The sequence below is a fragment of the Xanthomonas euvesicatoria pv. euvesicatoria genome (genome assembly GCF_020880415.1).
Lineage (GTDB): Bacteria > Pseudomonadota > Gammaproteobacteria > Xanthomonadales > Xanthomonadaceae > Xanthomonas > Xanthomonas euvesicatoria.
The window spans coordinates 78,964-94,455 of sequence record NZ_JAJIUJ010000040.1 but is presented as its reverse complement, the minus strand read 5'-3'; the positions used below and the strand labels follow the sequence as shown (position 1 = coordinate 94,455).

The 15,492-nt window shown below is 65.9% G+C and carries 12 protein-coding genes; 7 read left to right on the top strand and 5 right to left on the bottom strand.

Annotated elements, in window-relative coordinates:
- From LN450_RS07495 to LN450_RS07485, 3 genes are all read right to left on the bottom strand, one after another.
- Entirely contained in the window at window positions 1–1,071 is a 1,071-nt protein-coding gene (locus LN450_RS07495) for an alpha-ketoacid dehydrogenase subunit beta (protein ID WP_011346140.1), read from the bottom strand.
- Entirely contained in the window at window positions 1,064–2,152 is a 1,089-nt protein-coding gene (pdhA, locus tag LN450_RS07490; protein ID WP_008575531.1) for a pyruvate dehydrogenase (acetyl-transferring) E1 component subunit alpha, read from the bottom strand. The genes LN450_RS07495 and pdhA overlap by 8 nt, the downstream gene beginning before the upstream one ends.
- A gap of 177 nt (window positions 2,153–2,329) precedes the next feature.
- Window positions 2,330–5,911 carry a lamin tail domain-containing protein gene (locus LN450_RS07485; protein WP_011346141.1) on the bottom strand — a complete coding sequence of 1,194 codons (3,582 nt, stop codon included), beginning with the start codon at window positions 5,909–5,911 and terminating at the stop codon, window positions 2,330–2,332.
- A 426-nt stretch (window positions 5,912–6,337) separates the two neighbouring features.
- On the opposite strand from LN450_RS07485, the gene LN450_RS07480 reads away from it, so the two are divergent.
- The 3 genes from LN450_RS07480 to LN450_RS07470 all read left to right on the top strand — a co-directional run bounded on the left by LN450_RS07480 (window position 6,338) and on the right by LN450_RS07470 (window position 9,606).
- On the top strand, window positions 6,338–7,234 hold the full coding sequence (locus LN450_RS07480; protein WP_008575535.1) for a tryptophan 2,3-dioxygenase: 897 nt from the start codon (window positions 6,338–6,340) through the stop codon (window positions 7,232–7,234).
- Between the two features lie 249 nt (window positions 7,235–7,483).
- Window positions 7,484–9,004 carry a peptide MFS transporter gene (locus tag LN450_RS07475; RefSeq protein WP_011346143.1) on the top strand — a complete coding sequence of 507 codons (1,521 nt, stop codon included), beginning with the start codon at window positions 7,484–7,486 and terminating at the stop codon, window positions 9,002–9,004.
- Window positions 9,005–9,015: 11 nt separating this feature from the next.
- Window positions 9,016–9,606 (top strand): thioredoxin family protein, encoded by a 591-nt coding sequence (locus LN450_RS07470; RefSeq protein WP_008575538.1) that lies wholly within the window; start codon window positions 9,016–9,018, stop codon window positions 9,604–9,606.
- 358 nt (window positions 9,607–9,964) lie between these two features.
- On the opposite strand, the gene LN450_RS07465 is transcribed toward LN450_RS07470, so the two are convergent.
- Window positions 9,965–10,453: a MarR family winged helix-turn-helix transcriptional regulator gene (locus LN450_RS07465; RefSeq protein WP_011346144.1), complete on the bottom strand. Its 489-nt coding sequence runs from the start codon at window positions 10,451–10,453 to the stop codon at window positions 9,965–9,967.
- A gap of 122 nt (window positions 10,454–10,575) precedes the next feature.
- Between LN450_RS07465 and hppD the strand changes: the two genes are divergently transcribed.
- The 3 genes from hppD to hmgA all read left to right on the top strand — a co-directional run bounded on the left by hppD (window position 10,576) and on the right by hmgA (window position 13,635).
- Entirely contained in the window at window positions 10,576–11,691 is a 1,116-nt protein-coding gene (gene hppD / locus LN450_RS07460; protein ID WP_039417697.1) for a 4-hydroxyphenylpyruvate dioxygenase, read from the top strand.
- A gap of 171 nt (window positions 11,692–11,862) precedes the next feature.
- Window positions 11,863–12,255, top strand: coding sequence for an endonuclease domain-containing protein (locus LN450_RS07455; RefSeq protein WP_011346146.1), 393 nt, complete (start codon window positions 11,863–11,865; stop codon window positions 12,253–12,255).
- A gap of 66 nt (window positions 12,256–12,321) precedes the next feature.
- Window positions 12,322–13,635 (top strand): homogentisate 1,2-dioxygenase, encoded by a 1,314-nt coding sequence (gene hmgA / locus LN450_RS07450; RefSeq protein ID WP_039417698.1) that lies wholly within the window; start codon window positions 12,322–12,324, stop codon window positions 13,633–13,635.
- Between the two features lie 309 nt (window positions 13,636–13,944).
- On the opposite strand, the gene LN450_RS07445 is transcribed toward hmgA, so the two are convergent.
- Window positions 13,945–14,496, bottom strand: a complete 552-nt coding sequence (locus LN450_RS07445) for a hypothetical protein (protein ID WP_011346148.1) — start codon at window positions 14,494–14,496, stop codon at window positions 13,945–13,947.
- 165 nt (window positions 14,497–14,661) lie between these two features.
- Here LN450_RS07445 and LN450_RS07440 point away from each other — a divergent pair, with 165 nt between their 5' ends.
- The gene (locus LN450_RS07440) at window positions 14,662–15,285 is read left to right on the top strand and encodes a hypothetical protein (RefSeq protein ID WP_039417702.1); all 624 of its coding nucleotides are present in this window, start codon (window positions 14,662–14,664) and stop codon (window positions 15,283–15,285) included.
- Window positions 15,286–15,492: the final 207 nt, after the last annotated feature.

The window sequence follows — 15,492 nt, the reverse complement described above, 5'->3', positions numbered from 1 at the left end:
TCAGCCGGCAGCCACCGCGCGACGTGCCGCGGCGACGATGCGCTCCACGCTCGGCAGGAACTTCATTTCCAGCCGGAACAGCGGGATATGCGTGTCGTAACCGGTGACGCGTTCCACTGGCGCCACCAGGTCGTACATCGACTGTTCGGCCAGGCGCGCGGCGATTTCCGCACCGAAACCGGCGGTGCGCGGGGCTTCCTGCACGATCACGCAGCGGCCGGTCTTGGCCACCGATTCGGCGATGGTGTCGAAGTCCAGCGGGCGCAACGTGGCCACGTCGATGACTTCGGCGCTGATGCCTTCGCCAGCGAGTTTGTCGGCCGCTTCCAGCGCCTCTTTCACCTGCGCGCCCCAGGTCACTAGGGTGACATCGGTGCCGTCGCGCAACACGAAGCACACATCCAGCGGCAGCGCTTGCCCATCGTTGGCCACCACTTCCTTGTACTGGCGATAGATGCGCTTGGGCTCCATGTAGATGACCGGATCCGGGTCGCGGATGGCGGCCAGCAGCAGGCCGTAGGCGCGCTGCGGCGAGGACGGCAGCACCACGCGCAGGCCCGGCACGTTGGTGAAGATGGCTTCGTTGGCTTCGCTGTGATGTTCCGGCGCGCGGATGCCACCGCCCCACGGCACGCGCAGCACCATCGGGCAATGCAGGCGGCCACGGGTGCGGTTGCGCAGGCGGGCGGCGTGGCAGATCAGATGGTCGACCATCGGATACACGAAGCCGTCGAACTGCGCTTCGGCCACCGGCTTCATGCCTTGCGCGGCCAGCCCGACGCTCAGCCCGGCGATGGTGGTTTCGTCCAGCGGCGTGTCCAGCACGCGGTCGCTGCCGAAGCGTTGCTGCAGGCCGGCGGTGGCACGAAACACGCCACCGTTGACGCCGACATCCTCGCCCAGCACCAGTACCGCGGGGTCGTGTTCCAGCTCCCAGGCTAGCGCCTGGGTGATGGCTTCGATCAGGGTGATGGGCGAACTCATGGCGATCTCTCCGCGCGTTGCCGCAGCGTTGTAAGGGGCACTGGCGTGCTGCGAGGTGTCTGCGGGCACATGGGTGAGCTCATCCATGGCGCGACTCCAGCGCCATCACCTCGGCGCGCTGTGCCAGCAACTCGGCCGGCGGGTCGCCGTAGAGGTAATCGAACATCGCTTCGACCGGCTGCACCGGCGTGTTGAGATAGGCGTTGACCTCTTCGTCCACGCGCGCGCTGCATTCGGCCTTCCAGGCGTCTTCCTGGGCGGCGTCCCACAGGCCTTGCGCGGTGAGGTAGCGGCGCAGGCGCAGCAGCGGTTCGCGCGCCCAGCCCTGCTTGACCTCTTCTTCGCCGCGATAGCGCCGCGCGTCGTCGGCGGTGGTGTGGTCGGACAGGCGATAGGTCAAAAACTCGATCACCGTGCCGCCATCGCCGGCCAGTGCGCGCACGCGTGCCTGACGCATGGCTTCGAGCACGGCAACCAGATCGTTGCCGTCCACCTGCAGGCACTGCAGGCCGCCGGCCAGGCCCTTCTGCGCAAGCGTCTGCGCGCCGGTCTGCGCCGAGCGCGGCACCGAGATCGCCCAGCCGTTATTGATCACGCACAGGATCAGCGGCAGCTTGTAGGCGCCGGCCGAATTGAGCGCGGCATAGAAGTCGGTCTTGGAGCTGCCACCGTCGCCGCAGCAGGCCACCGCAACCTGCGGTTTGCCCTGCAGCTTGAACGACAGCGCCGAGCCGGCGGCGTGCAGGCACTGGGTGGAAATGGGCACGCAGATCGGGAAGTCGATCGCCGCATCGGCATCGCGCGGATAGTCGCTGCCGCGCTCGTCGCCGCCCCAGTACAGCAGCACATCGCGCGGGCGCACGCCGCGTTCGAACATGGTGCCGTATTCGCGGTAGCTGGGCGCGAACACATCGCCGCTGCGCATCGAAGCGCCGATGCCCACATGCGTGGCTTCGTGGCCGATGCAGGCCGCGTAGGTGCCCAGCTTGCCGGTGCGCTGCAGGGCCACTGACTTGGTGTCGAAGGTGCGCACGAACAACATGCGCTTGAACAGGGCGAGCAGCTGTTGCGGGTTGGCGGCGTCGGCCGGAAGGTCGTCGCGGACCCATTGGCCGTCCGCGTCCATGTATTGCAGATAGTCGATCTGGAACTGCGCGGCTACGCTCATTGCGACGACACCTTCATCAAGAAGTTTCAAATGATATGAGTTGCCATGTTAAGGACGGCGAAGCAAAACGCTGTCCTGCACCGCAGCAGACAATCATGCTGGCTTGCACAAAAAAAAGGGCGCGGACCAGGCCGCGCCCTTTGTCGCAGTAGAGAACTGCGACGTGTTGCACTGCGATCAGCGGCGCCCATCACCTCCGCCGATCGGCGTGACGATCAGCGCAGTGTTGTCGGCTGGGTTGGCATCGGGCGAACGCGAGGTGGCCGTGGCCTGCACCCGCACCGCGCCGTCGGCCGGGATGGGCCTGGCAGCGACGGTCAACTGGAAAGTTGCCTGCGCGCCGGGCAGTACCACCGCGGCGGTGCTGCAGACGAAGCGGGCCCGACGCAGCGATTGGGTCTGCTTGTCGCAACGCCAGCCTTGCGGCGGTACCAATTGCGACAACGCCGACACCGTGTTGCCTTCGATCACCAGGCCGGAGCCTTGCGCCGGTGCGGCGCCGACATTGCTCACCAGCACGCGGTAGGTGGCGCTGAAGGCGGTGGTCGGCAGGCTGCTTGGGCCGTCGAAACGTACCGCCAGGTCGCTGCGGGGTTGCGCCTGTACCGTCACGCTGGCCGCATCGGTGTCGTTGCCCGACTGCGGATCGGGGGTTTGCGAAGCCGCCGATGCAGCCAGGGTCAACGTCCGTCCGGCCAATGCCGCATCCGCCTCCACCTGCACCGAGAAGTTCTGCGCGTTACCGGCTGCCAACGCTGCAATGGTGCAGGTGACCACCGTCTGGGTGCCGGTCTGCGGCGGTTGGCACACCCAGCCAGGTGCGGCGGTGACGCATGGGCTCACTGCGGCATCGAACGCCAAGGCAACCGCAGCGAACGCCGCACTGTCGGGGCCGCGGTTTTCGACGTCCACACTGAAATCGATGCGCTCGCCTTCGGTGACCTGATCACGCGCAGCAGTGACCGCCACGCCCAGGTCCGCATTGACCTGTTTGGTCATGCGCAACAGCACCACGGTGGGATCGTGATCGGACAGCCGCGTCGGCGTATTGGCATCGTTACGCGCGGTGCCGGGGAAGTCGGCATTGATGCGCGCGTGGCCCACCGACAGCGAGGCGATCTGCGGCGCGCGCATCAGCGCATCGTTGGCCAGGATGTGATCCAGCGACTGCACGTTGCCGTCGAAGGCGTACGAGTAGCTCTGGTCGGGCGTGTTGAACCAGGTCAGGTCGGTGTAATCCGGGTTGACCAGATCGGTGCCATCGCCGCCCACCACGGTCTGCGCATCCGGCGCCGGTTTGCCGGTGACGGTGCCCACCGCATCCACATAGCCGTCGTTGAATTCGAAGGCGTTGAAGTCGCCCATGACCAGCACTTTTTCGTCGGGATTCAATTGCTGACGCGTTTGCAGCAGGCGCGCCAGATACTCGGCCTGCGCCTGGCGCTTGGCGCGGATGCGCATGCCGGCGGCATCGTCGGTTTCGGCGCCGTTGAGCGAACGCTGATGCACCACGATGGCGGTCAGCGGCAGCACGCGGCCGTCGGCCTGGTGCACGTTGGCGGTGAGTACCAGCGGCGGGCGGTCGTTGAGCAGGCTCACGCCGCCACCCGGCTCGGTCCAGGTGGTGGTCTTGCCTTCCTGAGCGATCGAGAGCACTTCCACGCGCGCCACGCCGCCGGCGATCTGTGCGGTCTTGACCAGGAAACCGACGTCGATGCCGCCCACGTCGTTGCCTTCCTGCAGGTACGCCACGTACTTGGGATCCTGCTGGCCGGCGGCCACCGCATCGGCGTTGACGCGTGCGGCCAGCGTCTGCAGCACGCTGAGGTTTTCCACTTCCACCGTGCCCAGGATGTCGGGCGTGTGCAGGTAGTTGCGGATCGCCAGCGAGGCCTTGTTGAGGCGGGCCTGGAAGGCGGCCGGCGTGAGCACCGGTTCGCCGATCGCCGGGTCGTTCTGGTCGTCGAAGAAGCGCTCCATGTTGTAGGTCGCCACGGCCACGTCGTCGGCCTGCGGTACCGGTGCCGGGCGCGGTTGGTCGGCACCGTTGCAGCTCACCTGCGGGGTGCGTTCCGGATACAGCGTGTAGCGGCGGAAGCTGTAATCCAGCGGGCCGACCACATCGAGCACCTGGCAGCCGGAGGCCAGATCCAGCCGCTCGGCGCCGACGCCGGCACTGCCGACCGCGATCACTTCGGGATTGGTATTCCAGCGCGGCACGCCGGCAGGCGAGCCGGCCGGCAGCGGGTCGGGCAACTGCACGCCCGGCTCGCGGTAGGCGCGCGGCACGCCGGTGACCACGGCATGGAAGACGCCATTGCTGGTCGCCGTGGCGTTGGTCTCGTTGACGCTGCCGCCGGTGGGGGTATTGACGGTGAGGCTGGCGGCGGCCACACGCATGCCTTCCAGCGCTTCGAGCTGATCGAAGGCACCGTTGGGGTTGGGGAAGTTCGCGCTCAACGCCACCGGCATCGGCAACGGGTTGCCGGTGGAATCGGCCAGCACGGTCAGGCTGCCGCCGATCTCGGTGAGCGGTGGCTGGGTGGGGTCGGCGGTGGGCACGTATTCGATCACCGTGCCCTGCACGCGCACCCGGTTGCCGATGGCGGCCGCCTCCGGCGGTGGGCTGCCGGTGTAGACGTACACGCCTTCGGAGGTGGACGGGTCGGCGTCGGCTTCGCTATCGGGTGCCTGCAGGAAGAACCCGGCGCTGCGGCGTGCCGTCACGATGCCCGAGGTGGCCACCACCTGGCCCTCCAGCGGCGAGCGCGTACCCTTGCCCTGGATGGCGTGGATCGGCAACAGACTGAAGTCGTCGTTGAGGATGGTGCCGGTGGCGCTCAGCGTGGCCGGCAGCGCGCCGGTGAGGCCGCTGATCTGCAGCCGGAAGCTTTCATCCGGCTCCGGCGTGGTGTCGCCCAGGACATCGACGGAAATGGTGGCGCTGCGTTCGCCAGCGGCGATGCGCAGGCTGGTGGCGGGCAGGGCGACATAGTCGCTGCCGGCGGTGGCGGTGCCATCGACGGTGGCGGCGGTGAAGCTCACCCCGCCCGCACCGGCCGGCTGGCTCAGGCTCAGGGTGAATACCAAGCTGCGGGTGCCGGCATTGCCTTCGGCCTGGCTGACATCGGCCAGCGTGGCGACCGGCTGGCCGCCGCCGCTGCACAGGCGCGCGGGGCTGGCGGCATTGCGCGGGGCAGGCGCGCCGGTGGCGAAGTCGGCGGCGTTGTTGTCGGTATCGGTGCAACCGTCGTTGCCGCGCAGCACCGCCAGCGTGTTGCTGGGGGCCGGCGTGGGCGCATTGCCTTCGGCGCAGCTGGCCGTGCTGCCATAGCCGACCAGATCGGCATTGCCGGTGGGGCAGGTGCCGCTCAACGCGGAGGCGCTATTGCTCAGCGCCACCTTGCCGGCGGTGCCGCTCATGGCCAGCGTGCCGATGGCATCGGGCGTGGGCAGCGCCACGCTGCCGCCGCTGCCGTCGGCCTGCTTGATCAGGTAATAGCCGCCGGCCGGGACAGTGCCCGCCAGCGGGGTGACCTGCCAGCTGCTGCCGGCCGCGGAGGCGTACTGCACCGACCAGCCATCCAGGCTGACCGGGGCACCGCCGATGTTGTGCAGCTCGATGAAATCGCTGCGGAGGGTGGCGCCGCTATTGCCGCCACCGCCGTAGACCTGGCTGATGACGACCTGGGCATTGGCGTGGCCGGCCACGGCCAGCGCACACAGAAATACGGCTGCACGACGCTGCAACACATGCATGAGATGAGAGTCCCCTGATCCTTGAGACGTGAAACGCTCCCCTGGTCCGGCCACGTCCCTGGCCGGCAGCGCCGTTCGATTCTGCATGAATTTGCAGACCTAGGTTGACGATATGGTGACAGCGGCGCAGTGGCTGAGACCGCACCGGGCGCCTGCCAAGTGGTTCAAAGCTGAAGGAAGCGGGCTCGACACTGAGGCCCGGGCGTGCCAATCGTGCATACGGATTTTCTACGAGGCACCTGCGCACATATCTCGCTGGCCCCGATCCACTCAGGCAATCCCGCCAGGGCTGCAAGCAGCCAGCCAGGGCCGGCGATAGCCGTGGGCCAATACGCTTCGCCATCCGCCATCCGCCAATCCCGAATCCCGAATCCCGAATCCCGGCCGCTGCGTTACCCTGCGTGGCCCGATCTTCAGCGCGATGCCATGCCCGTCGACAAGAACCTGCGTGACCTGGAACCTGGCATCCACACCGACCTGGAGGGGCGGCTGACCTACGGCGGGTATCTGCGGCTGGATCAACTGCTGTCTGCGCAGCAGCCCCTGTCCGAGCCGGCGCATCACGATGAAATGCTGTTCATCATCCAGCACCAGACCTCCGAGCTGTGGCTGAAGCTGCTGGCGCACGAGTTGCGCGCGGCCATCGTGCATCTGCAGCGCGACGAAGTCTGGCAATGCCGCAAGGTGCTGGCGCGCAGCAAGCAGGTCCTGCGGCAACTGACCGAGCAGTGGTCGGTGCTGGAAACGCTCACCCCGAGCGAGTACATGGGGTTTCGCGACGTGCTGGGGCCGTCGTCGGGCTTCCAGTCGCTGCAATACCGCTACATCGAGTTCCTGCTCGGCAACAAGAACCCGCAGATGCTGCAGGTGTTCGCCTACGACCCGCACGGCCAGGCGCGGCTGCGCGAGGCGCTGGAAGCACCCAGCCTGTACGAGGAGTTCCTGCGCTATCTGGCGCGCTTCGGTCACGCGATTCCGCAGCACTACCAGGCCCGCGACTGGACCGCCGCACACGTGGCCGACGACAGCCTGCGGCCGGTCTTCGAGCGCATCTACGAAAACACCGACCGCTACTGGCGCGAGTACGCGCTGTGCGAGGACCTGGTGGATGTGGAAACCCAGTTCCAGCTGTGGCGCTTCCGCCACATGCGCACGGTGATGCGGGTGATCGGCTTCAAGCGCGGCACCGGCGGCTCCAGCGGCGTCGGCTTCCTGCAGCAGGCGCTGGCGCTGACGTTCTTCCCGGAACTGTTCGACGTGCGCACCTCGGTGGGCGTGGACGGCCGCCCCCCGCAAGGCGCCCCGGACGCCGCGCAGGGCTGAGCAAGGCCAGGCATGCGCAAGGGCAAGGCAAGCGCACGCAAGCGCTTGTGCTTTCGGAACAGGGCCGGCGCGATCTCACGCCGGCCCCTGGTGCCCCAGCACGCGGCCAAATTCCGCCAACTCCACCCACGGCCATCAGGCAGCTGACTCCGGCGAATTTGACGCGTACATGACGTCTAAGTGATCCTCGCGCGTCGCCCGGGCTCGCCTCGGTGCACCCAGCCATCACTGAATACGCAAGGGACCTCTATGAGCGTTGACGCGACCGCGCCGACATCCGCCTCCACACCGCCGCAGCCGCCGGCGCCTCCCGAGTTCCCCACGTTGCTCGGCCACCCCCGGCCGTTGTGGCTGCTGTTCATGACCGAATTCTGGGAACGCTTTGCGTTCTACGGCATTCGCTGGGCGCTGGTGCTGTACATCGTGGCGCAGTTCTTCAATGGCGATGCCACCGGCCAGGCGCCGGCGGGGCGGACCTATGGCGCCTACCTGGCGCTGGTGTACGCGGCGGCGATCTTCGGCGGCTACGTGGCCGACCGCGTGCTCGGTTACCAGCGCTCCATCCTGGTCGGGGCGGCCGTCATGGCGACCGGCCTGTTCCTGATCGCCATTCCCGACCACACCATGTTCGAGATCGGCCTGGCCACCGTGGTGGTCGGCAACGGGCTGTTCAAACCGAACATTTCCACCATGGTCGGCAAGCTGTATTCGGTGGCCGATCCGCGCCGCGACAGCGGCTTCACCATCTTCTACATGGGCATCAACCTGGGCGCGATGATCTCGCCGGTGTTGACCCAGTTGCTGGCCGAAAAGGTCTTCGGCACTGAAGTCATGCCGTCCTACAAGATGGTGTTCATGGCTTCCGGCGTGGGCATGCTGATCAGCCTGGTGTGGTTCTGGTTCGGCCGCGTCCAGCTCAAGGGCATCGGCGCACCGGCGCCCAACGCGCAGGGCATGGGCCGCGTGCTGATGGTGCTGGTGGGCTGCCTGCTGGCGATTCCAGGCGTGTACTTCCTGCTCGCCGTCGGTGCGGACGTGTTGCAGATCGTGCTGACGGTGCTGTTCATCGGCCTGTCGGTGATGCTGCTGGTGGAAGGCATCCGTGAAGGCAAGGTACAGCGCGACAAGGTGATCGCGATGCTGATCATCTTCGCCTTCAACGTGCTGTTCTGGATGTTCTTCGAACAGGCCGGCAGCTCGTTCACCTTCCTGGCCGACAACATCGTCAACCGCAATTTCGGCAGCTGGACCTTCCCCACCGCGTGGTTCCAGTCGGTGAACTCCATCGCCATCATTGCGCTGGCACCGGTCATCGCGTGGATCTGGGTCAAGTCCGGCCGCTTCAATCCGTCGATTCCGCGCAAGTTCGGCCTGGGCCTGCTGTTCAACGGCCTGGCCTTCCTGCTGCTGATGTTTGCGCTGTCCAGCCTGGTCAACGACGCCGGCAAGATTCCGTTCTGGACCTTGTTCATGGTCTACGTCATCCAGTCGGTCGGCGAGCTGTGCCTGTCGCCGATCGGCCTGTCGATGGTGACCAAGCTGGCCCCGGTACGCCTGGTCGGTTTCGGCATGGGTGGCTGGTTTTTGTCCACCGGCATCGGCAACAACCTGTCGGGCATTTTCGCCGGCCATGTCAGCGGAAACGAAGGCATGAGCGTGTCCTCGGCGCTGGGTGGGTATACGTTCGGGTTCTGGGCGCTGGTGGGCGCCGGCGCGTTGCTGTTCCTGATCGCGCCGCTGATCAATAAATTGATGCATGGTGTGAAGTGAGGAGAACAGCGATGCCGATCAAACCCCTTGTCTGTGGCCTGCTGCTGACCGGTCTGTTGAGCGCCTGCGGGCAGACCAGCAGCCCGCAGGAGGCGCCCAAGCCGTTGGATACCTCGATGCAGAAGCCGCCCAGCGCCGATCCCAGCCAGCCGGTGTCTTCGGGCAACACGCCGACCGCGGCCGACATCGCCGCGGCCGCTGCGCTCAATGCGCAATACGACCCCTCGCGCGATCCGGCGGCCGATCTGGAGACGGCCAAGGTCGAGGCCAAGCGCGGCGGCAAGCGCATCGTGCTCAATGTCGGCAATGCCGCTTGCGAGCCCTGCAAGGCGCTGGACGAGTTGATGGGCGGCGATGCGGAACTGCGCAGCTTCCGCGACGCGCACTTCGTGGTGGTCAAGGTCAACCGCGATGCAGCCAACGAGAACGCTGCCTTCCTGTCGGCGTTCGCCCAGCTCAACGACGCCCCGTCGCTGCTGGTGCTGGACAGCGACGGCAAGCTGCTGACCACGCAGTCCGGCCCGGAGCTGCGCAAGGGCGAGGGTTTCGACCGCAAGAAGCTGTTCGATTTCCTCAAGCAGTGGGCGCCACCGCAGGCCTGATGCTGGGCGAACGCGTCACACAAAAACCCCCGCATTGCTGCGGGGGTTTTTATTTGCATCGTGCCGATGGCTATCGCCCGGCGCGAACTCAGCCTGTGACTTCCACGCGCGCAGCCCTGGCGCGATGTGATGAGGCCTTGCTGGCGACGGCAGCCACACCGGCATGCGATGCGCTGCGTCAATGCGCGATTTGCGAGCCAGCGAACAGTCGTTTCCGAGCGCGCCGACAATCTATCGAAATCGCGCGACAGCGCCGCGGCACGGCATCCAGGCCAGTGCTGCGCCAGCGCCGATTGCAACCGGATCCGATCCTGGGCGGCGCCAAGGCACCACGCATTGGCTCCCGGCGTAGCGCTGCTCAGTCCTTGCTGGCCATGCGCGGCAGCCCGTCCTTGGCCAGCCGGTCGATCAGCGTTTCCAGGACCTGCTGTTCTTCGGTGCTGAACACCGACATCAGCCGTTGTTCCATCTCGTTGACCAGCGGCGCGACGGTCTCGTAGACCTGCCGCCCGGCCGGCGACAACGCCAGCATCGAGCGGCGGCGATCGTCGCCATGGGTCTCGCGGCGGATGAAGCCGCGCTCCAGCAGGCGCGCCACGGCGCGGCTGACTGCCACCTTGTCCATCGCCGTGCGGTCGGAGACCTCGCTGGCCGAGGAACCCGGATACAGCGCCAGGATCGTGATCACCCGCCACTCGGGAATCGCCATGCCGTAACGATCGCCGTATACCTTGGCGATGTTGCTGCTGATACGGTTGGACAGCACGCTCAGGCGATACGGCAGGAACTGCTCGAGGTTGAGCAGCACGGGATATTGCGGCGGATGGGGGCTGTCGAGATCGCTCATGTTGCACTGTGTCTTGATTTTGGTTTCATTTGCAACTACAAACCGAGGGTGGCCTGCGCATTCTCGCGGGTCTTCTGCTACTCCGCATAGCCCTGCGGCCCCCTAAGCGTGGAGAAACGAAGATGAGCGCACAACCGAACACCACTGCAACCCGCCCCGATCCTGGCATGCAGGTCACCACCTTCGACAATCCGATGGGCATCGACGGCTTCGAGTTCGTCGAATTCGCCGCACCGGCCGGCCAGGGGGAGCAGCTGCACGATTATTTCCGCAAGATGGGCTTCAGCGCGGTGCTGCGTCACCGCAGCCGCCCCATTACCGTCTATCGCCAGGGCGGGGTCAACTTCCTGCTCAACGAAGATCCTGATTCGTTCGCTGCCGATTTCGCCGCCGCGCACGGCCCCTGCGCCTGCGGCTTTGCCATCCGCTTCCGCACCCCGTCCGAGACCGTGCTGCAGACGGTGCTGGGCAACGGCGGTGAAGCCGTGCAGAACAAGCCCGACACCCGCGCGGTTCCGGCGCCGGTGGTCAAGGGGATCGGCGATTGCATGCTGTACCTGGTGGACCGTTACGGCGAGGCCGGCAGTATCTACGACGCCGATTTCGAGCCGATCGACGGTGCCGACCAGCACCCGGCCGGCTTCGGACTGACCTTCATCGACCACCTGACCCACAACCTGTATTTCGGCAACATGCAGCGCTGGTCGGACTATTACGAGCGTCTGTTCAACTTCCGCGAGATCCGCTATTTCGACATCAAGGGCGCCAAGACCGGCCTGGTGTCCAAGGCGATGACCGCGCCGGACGGCATCGTGCGCATCCCGCTCAACGAATCCTCCGACCCCAAGAGCCAGATCAACGAGTATCTGGACGCGTATCAGGGCGAAGGCATCCAGCACATCGCCTGTTTTACCGACGACATCTATACCAGCGTGGAAAAGATGCGCACCGCCGGCGTGAGTTTCCTGGATACGCCGGACACGTATTTCGATGTGGTGGACCTGCGCATCCCCGCGCATGGCGAAGATGTCGAACGCCTGCGCCGCAACAAGATCCTGATCGACGCCGACCCCGATACCAAGCAGCGCAAGCTGCTGCAGATCTTCACCACCAACTGCATCGGCCCGATCTTCTTCGAGATCATCCAGCGCAAGGGCAACGAAGGCTTTGGCGAAGGCAATTTCCAGGCGTTGTTCGAAAGCATCGAGCGCGATCAGATCAAGCGCGGGGTGCTTTGAGGGCGGGGATTGGGTATTGGTGATTCGGGATTCGGGATTCGCTTGGAGCAAGACCCTCGAGCGCCACCTCAGCAAGACCAGGCTGTCTGATAAGAAAAGCTCATGAAAACGGACGTGCTTGAAGCCCCTCTCCCCACGGGAGAGGGGTTGGGGTGAGGGTACGGTGGAGCGATGAAAATCAAACCGCCATTGCCTACCGTCACCCGTGCCCACGCCCGTGCATCGCGTCGCCACATGACCGAGGCAGAGCGTGCACTTTGGCGCCGTCCGCGTGGGAATCAGCTCCAAGGCTTCAAGTTCCGAAGGCAACATCCGATTGCACCGTACATCGCAGACTTTTGTTGCATTGAAGCTAAGGTGATTGTTGAGTTGGACGGATCGCAGCATCAGGCATCCTTCGATCAGGCAAGGACGCGGTGGCTTCAATCGAAAGGCTGGATCGTGCTGCGCTTTTGGAATAACGATGTGCTGCTTTCGCTGGATGCTGTGGTTGAGGCGATCTTCACGATAGTCGCGACGCCGTACCCTCACCCCAACCCCCCTCCCGGTGGGAGAGGGGCTTGAACATTGCGTTTCTCTAACATCGCACCTCCCTGCAACGGTGGTGCCGCAACCGAAGAGCCCATGCCCATGCATGACCAGACTTCCTACATGACCGGCTTCGGCAATGAGTTCGCAACCGAGGCGGTGGCCGGCAGTCTGCCGGTCGGGCAGAACTCACCGCAGCGCGTGGCGCATGGCCTGTACGCCGAGCAGTTGTCCGGCACCGCCTTCACCGCGCCACGCGGCGAGAACCGGCGCAGCTGGCTGTACCGCATTCGTCCTGCAGCGGTGCATGGGCGTTTCTCGCTGATCGAGCAGTCTCGGCTCCACAACGATTTCGGCGGCGGCCCGGTGCCGCCGGACCAGATGCGCTGGAGTCCGTTGCCGTTGCCGGCCACGCGCACCGATTTCGTCGATGGCCTGTACACCATGGCCGGCAATGGCAGCCCGGAGGCGATGACCGGCGTGGCCGTGCATCTGTATGCGGCCAACGCCTCCATGCGCGATCGTTTCTTCTACAACGCCGACGGCGAGCTGCTGCTGGTGCCGCAGCTCGGCCGGTTGCGGGTCTGCACCGAACTGGGCGTGCTCGAACTGGAGCCGCAACAGATCGGCGTGATACCGCGCGGTTTGCGTTTCCGGGTGGAACTGCTCGATAGTGAAGCGCGTGGCTACGTCTGCGAAAACTTCGGCGGCCTGTTGCGCCTGCCGGAGCTGGGACCGATCGGCGCCAATGGCCTGGCCAATCCGCGCGATTTCCAGACCCCTCGCGCCGCCTTCGAACAACGCGAAGGCAGGTTCGAACTGGTGGCCAAATTCCAGGGCCATCTCTGGCGTGCCGACATCGGTCACTCGCCGCTGGATGTCGTCGCCTGGCACGGCAATTACGCGCCTTATCGTTACGACCTGCGTCGCTTCAACACCATCGGCTCGATCAGTTTCGATCATCCCGATCCCAGCATCTTCACCGTGCTGACCTCGCCCAGCGACACGCACGGGACGGCGAACATGGATTTTGCGATTTTCCCGCCGCGTTGGCTGGTGGCACAGCACACCTTCCGCCCGCCGTGGTTCCATCGCAACGTCGCCAGCGAATTCATGGGCCTGGTGCATGGCGTCTACGATGCCAAGGCCGAAGGCTTCGCGCCCGGTGGCGCCTCGTTGCATAACTGCATGAGCGGGCACGGCCCGGATGCGGCCACCTTCGACAAGGCGTCACAGGCAGATCTCACGCGCCCGGACGTGATCGCCGACACCATGGCCTTCATGTTCGAAACGCGCGCGGTGTTGCGCCCTACGCAGCAGGCATTGAACGCCGCCCATCGGCAAGCCGATTACCAGCAGTGCTGGTCCGGATTGCGCGCTGCGTTTCAACCGCCGACAACGGAAGACGCAACCTAGCGCGCGGCCAAGACCTCGCAAGCAATTGGCAGATGGTGCGGACGATGCTCAGGCACACGGTGCCTGGAGTGGAGGGCGGCCAGATGCCTGCCCCGAGTGCCAGCCGCCTGCACCTCGCGGCTGAGCGGCAGGTTGTCCGACGCTCCCAAGCCGGACTGCAGCTGCTCTGTCTGCGCGCCAGCGATGTGATGCGAGCGGTGGGTGCGCGGGCTGCTGGCGTTGCGGTGATGCGGCGCTCGGCTCCAGCCCCTGCGCATGTTGAGCGACTCGGCAAGAGCCGGTCGGCGCGCGCTGGCCACCACTGCCATATCACGCGGCTTGCAAGGTCTCCGGCAGCAGCTCGCCGATCCGTGTGCGGACGCGTTCGGCGTAGCTCGCCGAGGTGATCTGCGGCAGCGCGTGCAACGCCTCGGCGATGGTCGTGCGGATCTGATCGTCGTCGCGCGCGGCGTGCAGTTGCCGATGCAGCGCAGCGGCAAGGGCATTGCGTTGCAACTGCAGGATATCGAGCAAGTACAGGCGTGCATTGGTCGCTGCACGGCGACGCAGGCGCCGCAGCTCTTCTTCGCTGGGTCCTGCGTCCGGTAGGGCCACGGGTGCTTCGTGCACATCGGGCAGCGCGGCAGTGGCTGCCGTGCGCGTTTGACCCGCAGCACCGCATGCAGCGGGTCCAAGATCCAGATACCCCATCGCGCACAGGCTCTGCACCAAGCCGGTGCCGTCGCCGCCCAGCAGCGTGGCGAGCGTGGCCAGATCGCGCTGGCCGTCGGCCAGGATCAACGCGCGCCGTTGCAGCAGCGTCAGCGGGCTGCGGTGCGATTGCAACGTGGTTAGGGCGAGCTCGGTCTTGCGTGGGATCATGGCGGCGGTCCTGCGAAGCCAATAGCGTGACGCCCGCCAATGAAGCGCCGATGACATGGCGGCGACGGTGTGTGGCCACGCTCTGCACATGCTCGCGATGGTGGCTGTGTACGCTGTACTGCAACTCTAGGAAACGCGCAGATGACATACAGACTATTGGGCCTGATGAGCGCATTGCTCGTACTGACCAGCTGCAACCGCGCCGACCAATCGCCCGCGCCGGCCGCGCCCGCCAACGCCGAGCACGTACCGGTTGCGGCCGCTGACGATCAACCGGCGGCCACTGTCCCGCCGGCCACGGCGCCAGCTGGCACATTTCCACCGCGCACCCAGCAGGACCCCGCTGCGCTTGCGCGCATGGATGGCTATGGCGACTTGCGCTTTGGGATGGATGCCAGCCAGGCGCGGGCTGCCTGGGGTGGCGATTTGCAGGGCGAAGCGGCACCCGATAATGGCTGTTACCTGCTGCGCCCACGGTGGGCCAGCGATCCGCGTCGCTTGGGCTTCATGTTCGAAGGCGGGCAATTGGTGCGCTTGCAGACCAACGAAGCGAAAGAGACGGCGCCGGGCGGCGGCAAGGTCGGCATGACATTGGCGCAGCTGCGTGCGTTGTACCCCGACGGCCTGACCGAGCAGCCGCATAAGTACATTCCAGGCGCGCTGACGCTGCGTCTACCCGACGCTGCCACGCAGACCGCGCTGGTATTCGAGACCGATGCAGACGGCAAAGTCACCAGCTGGCGCGTGGGCAAGCCGCCGCAGGTGGATTACGTCGAAGGCTGCGGCTGACATGCGAGGTGTGCGATGGTGGTGTCGTCTTGCGCAGGCGTTTGTATCCTGCGCTAGCGGAGGGTGTGTCATTCCTGCTGCGGCCCATGCGTCGCGCCGGTTAGCGATGGTGGGCGGTCGCAGAATCGCTTTGCGCAACGGTGGCGCAGCGCCGCGCGTGGTTGTTGAGTCGCGCCACACTGCAGTTGCATGCCCATCTGTGGTTGG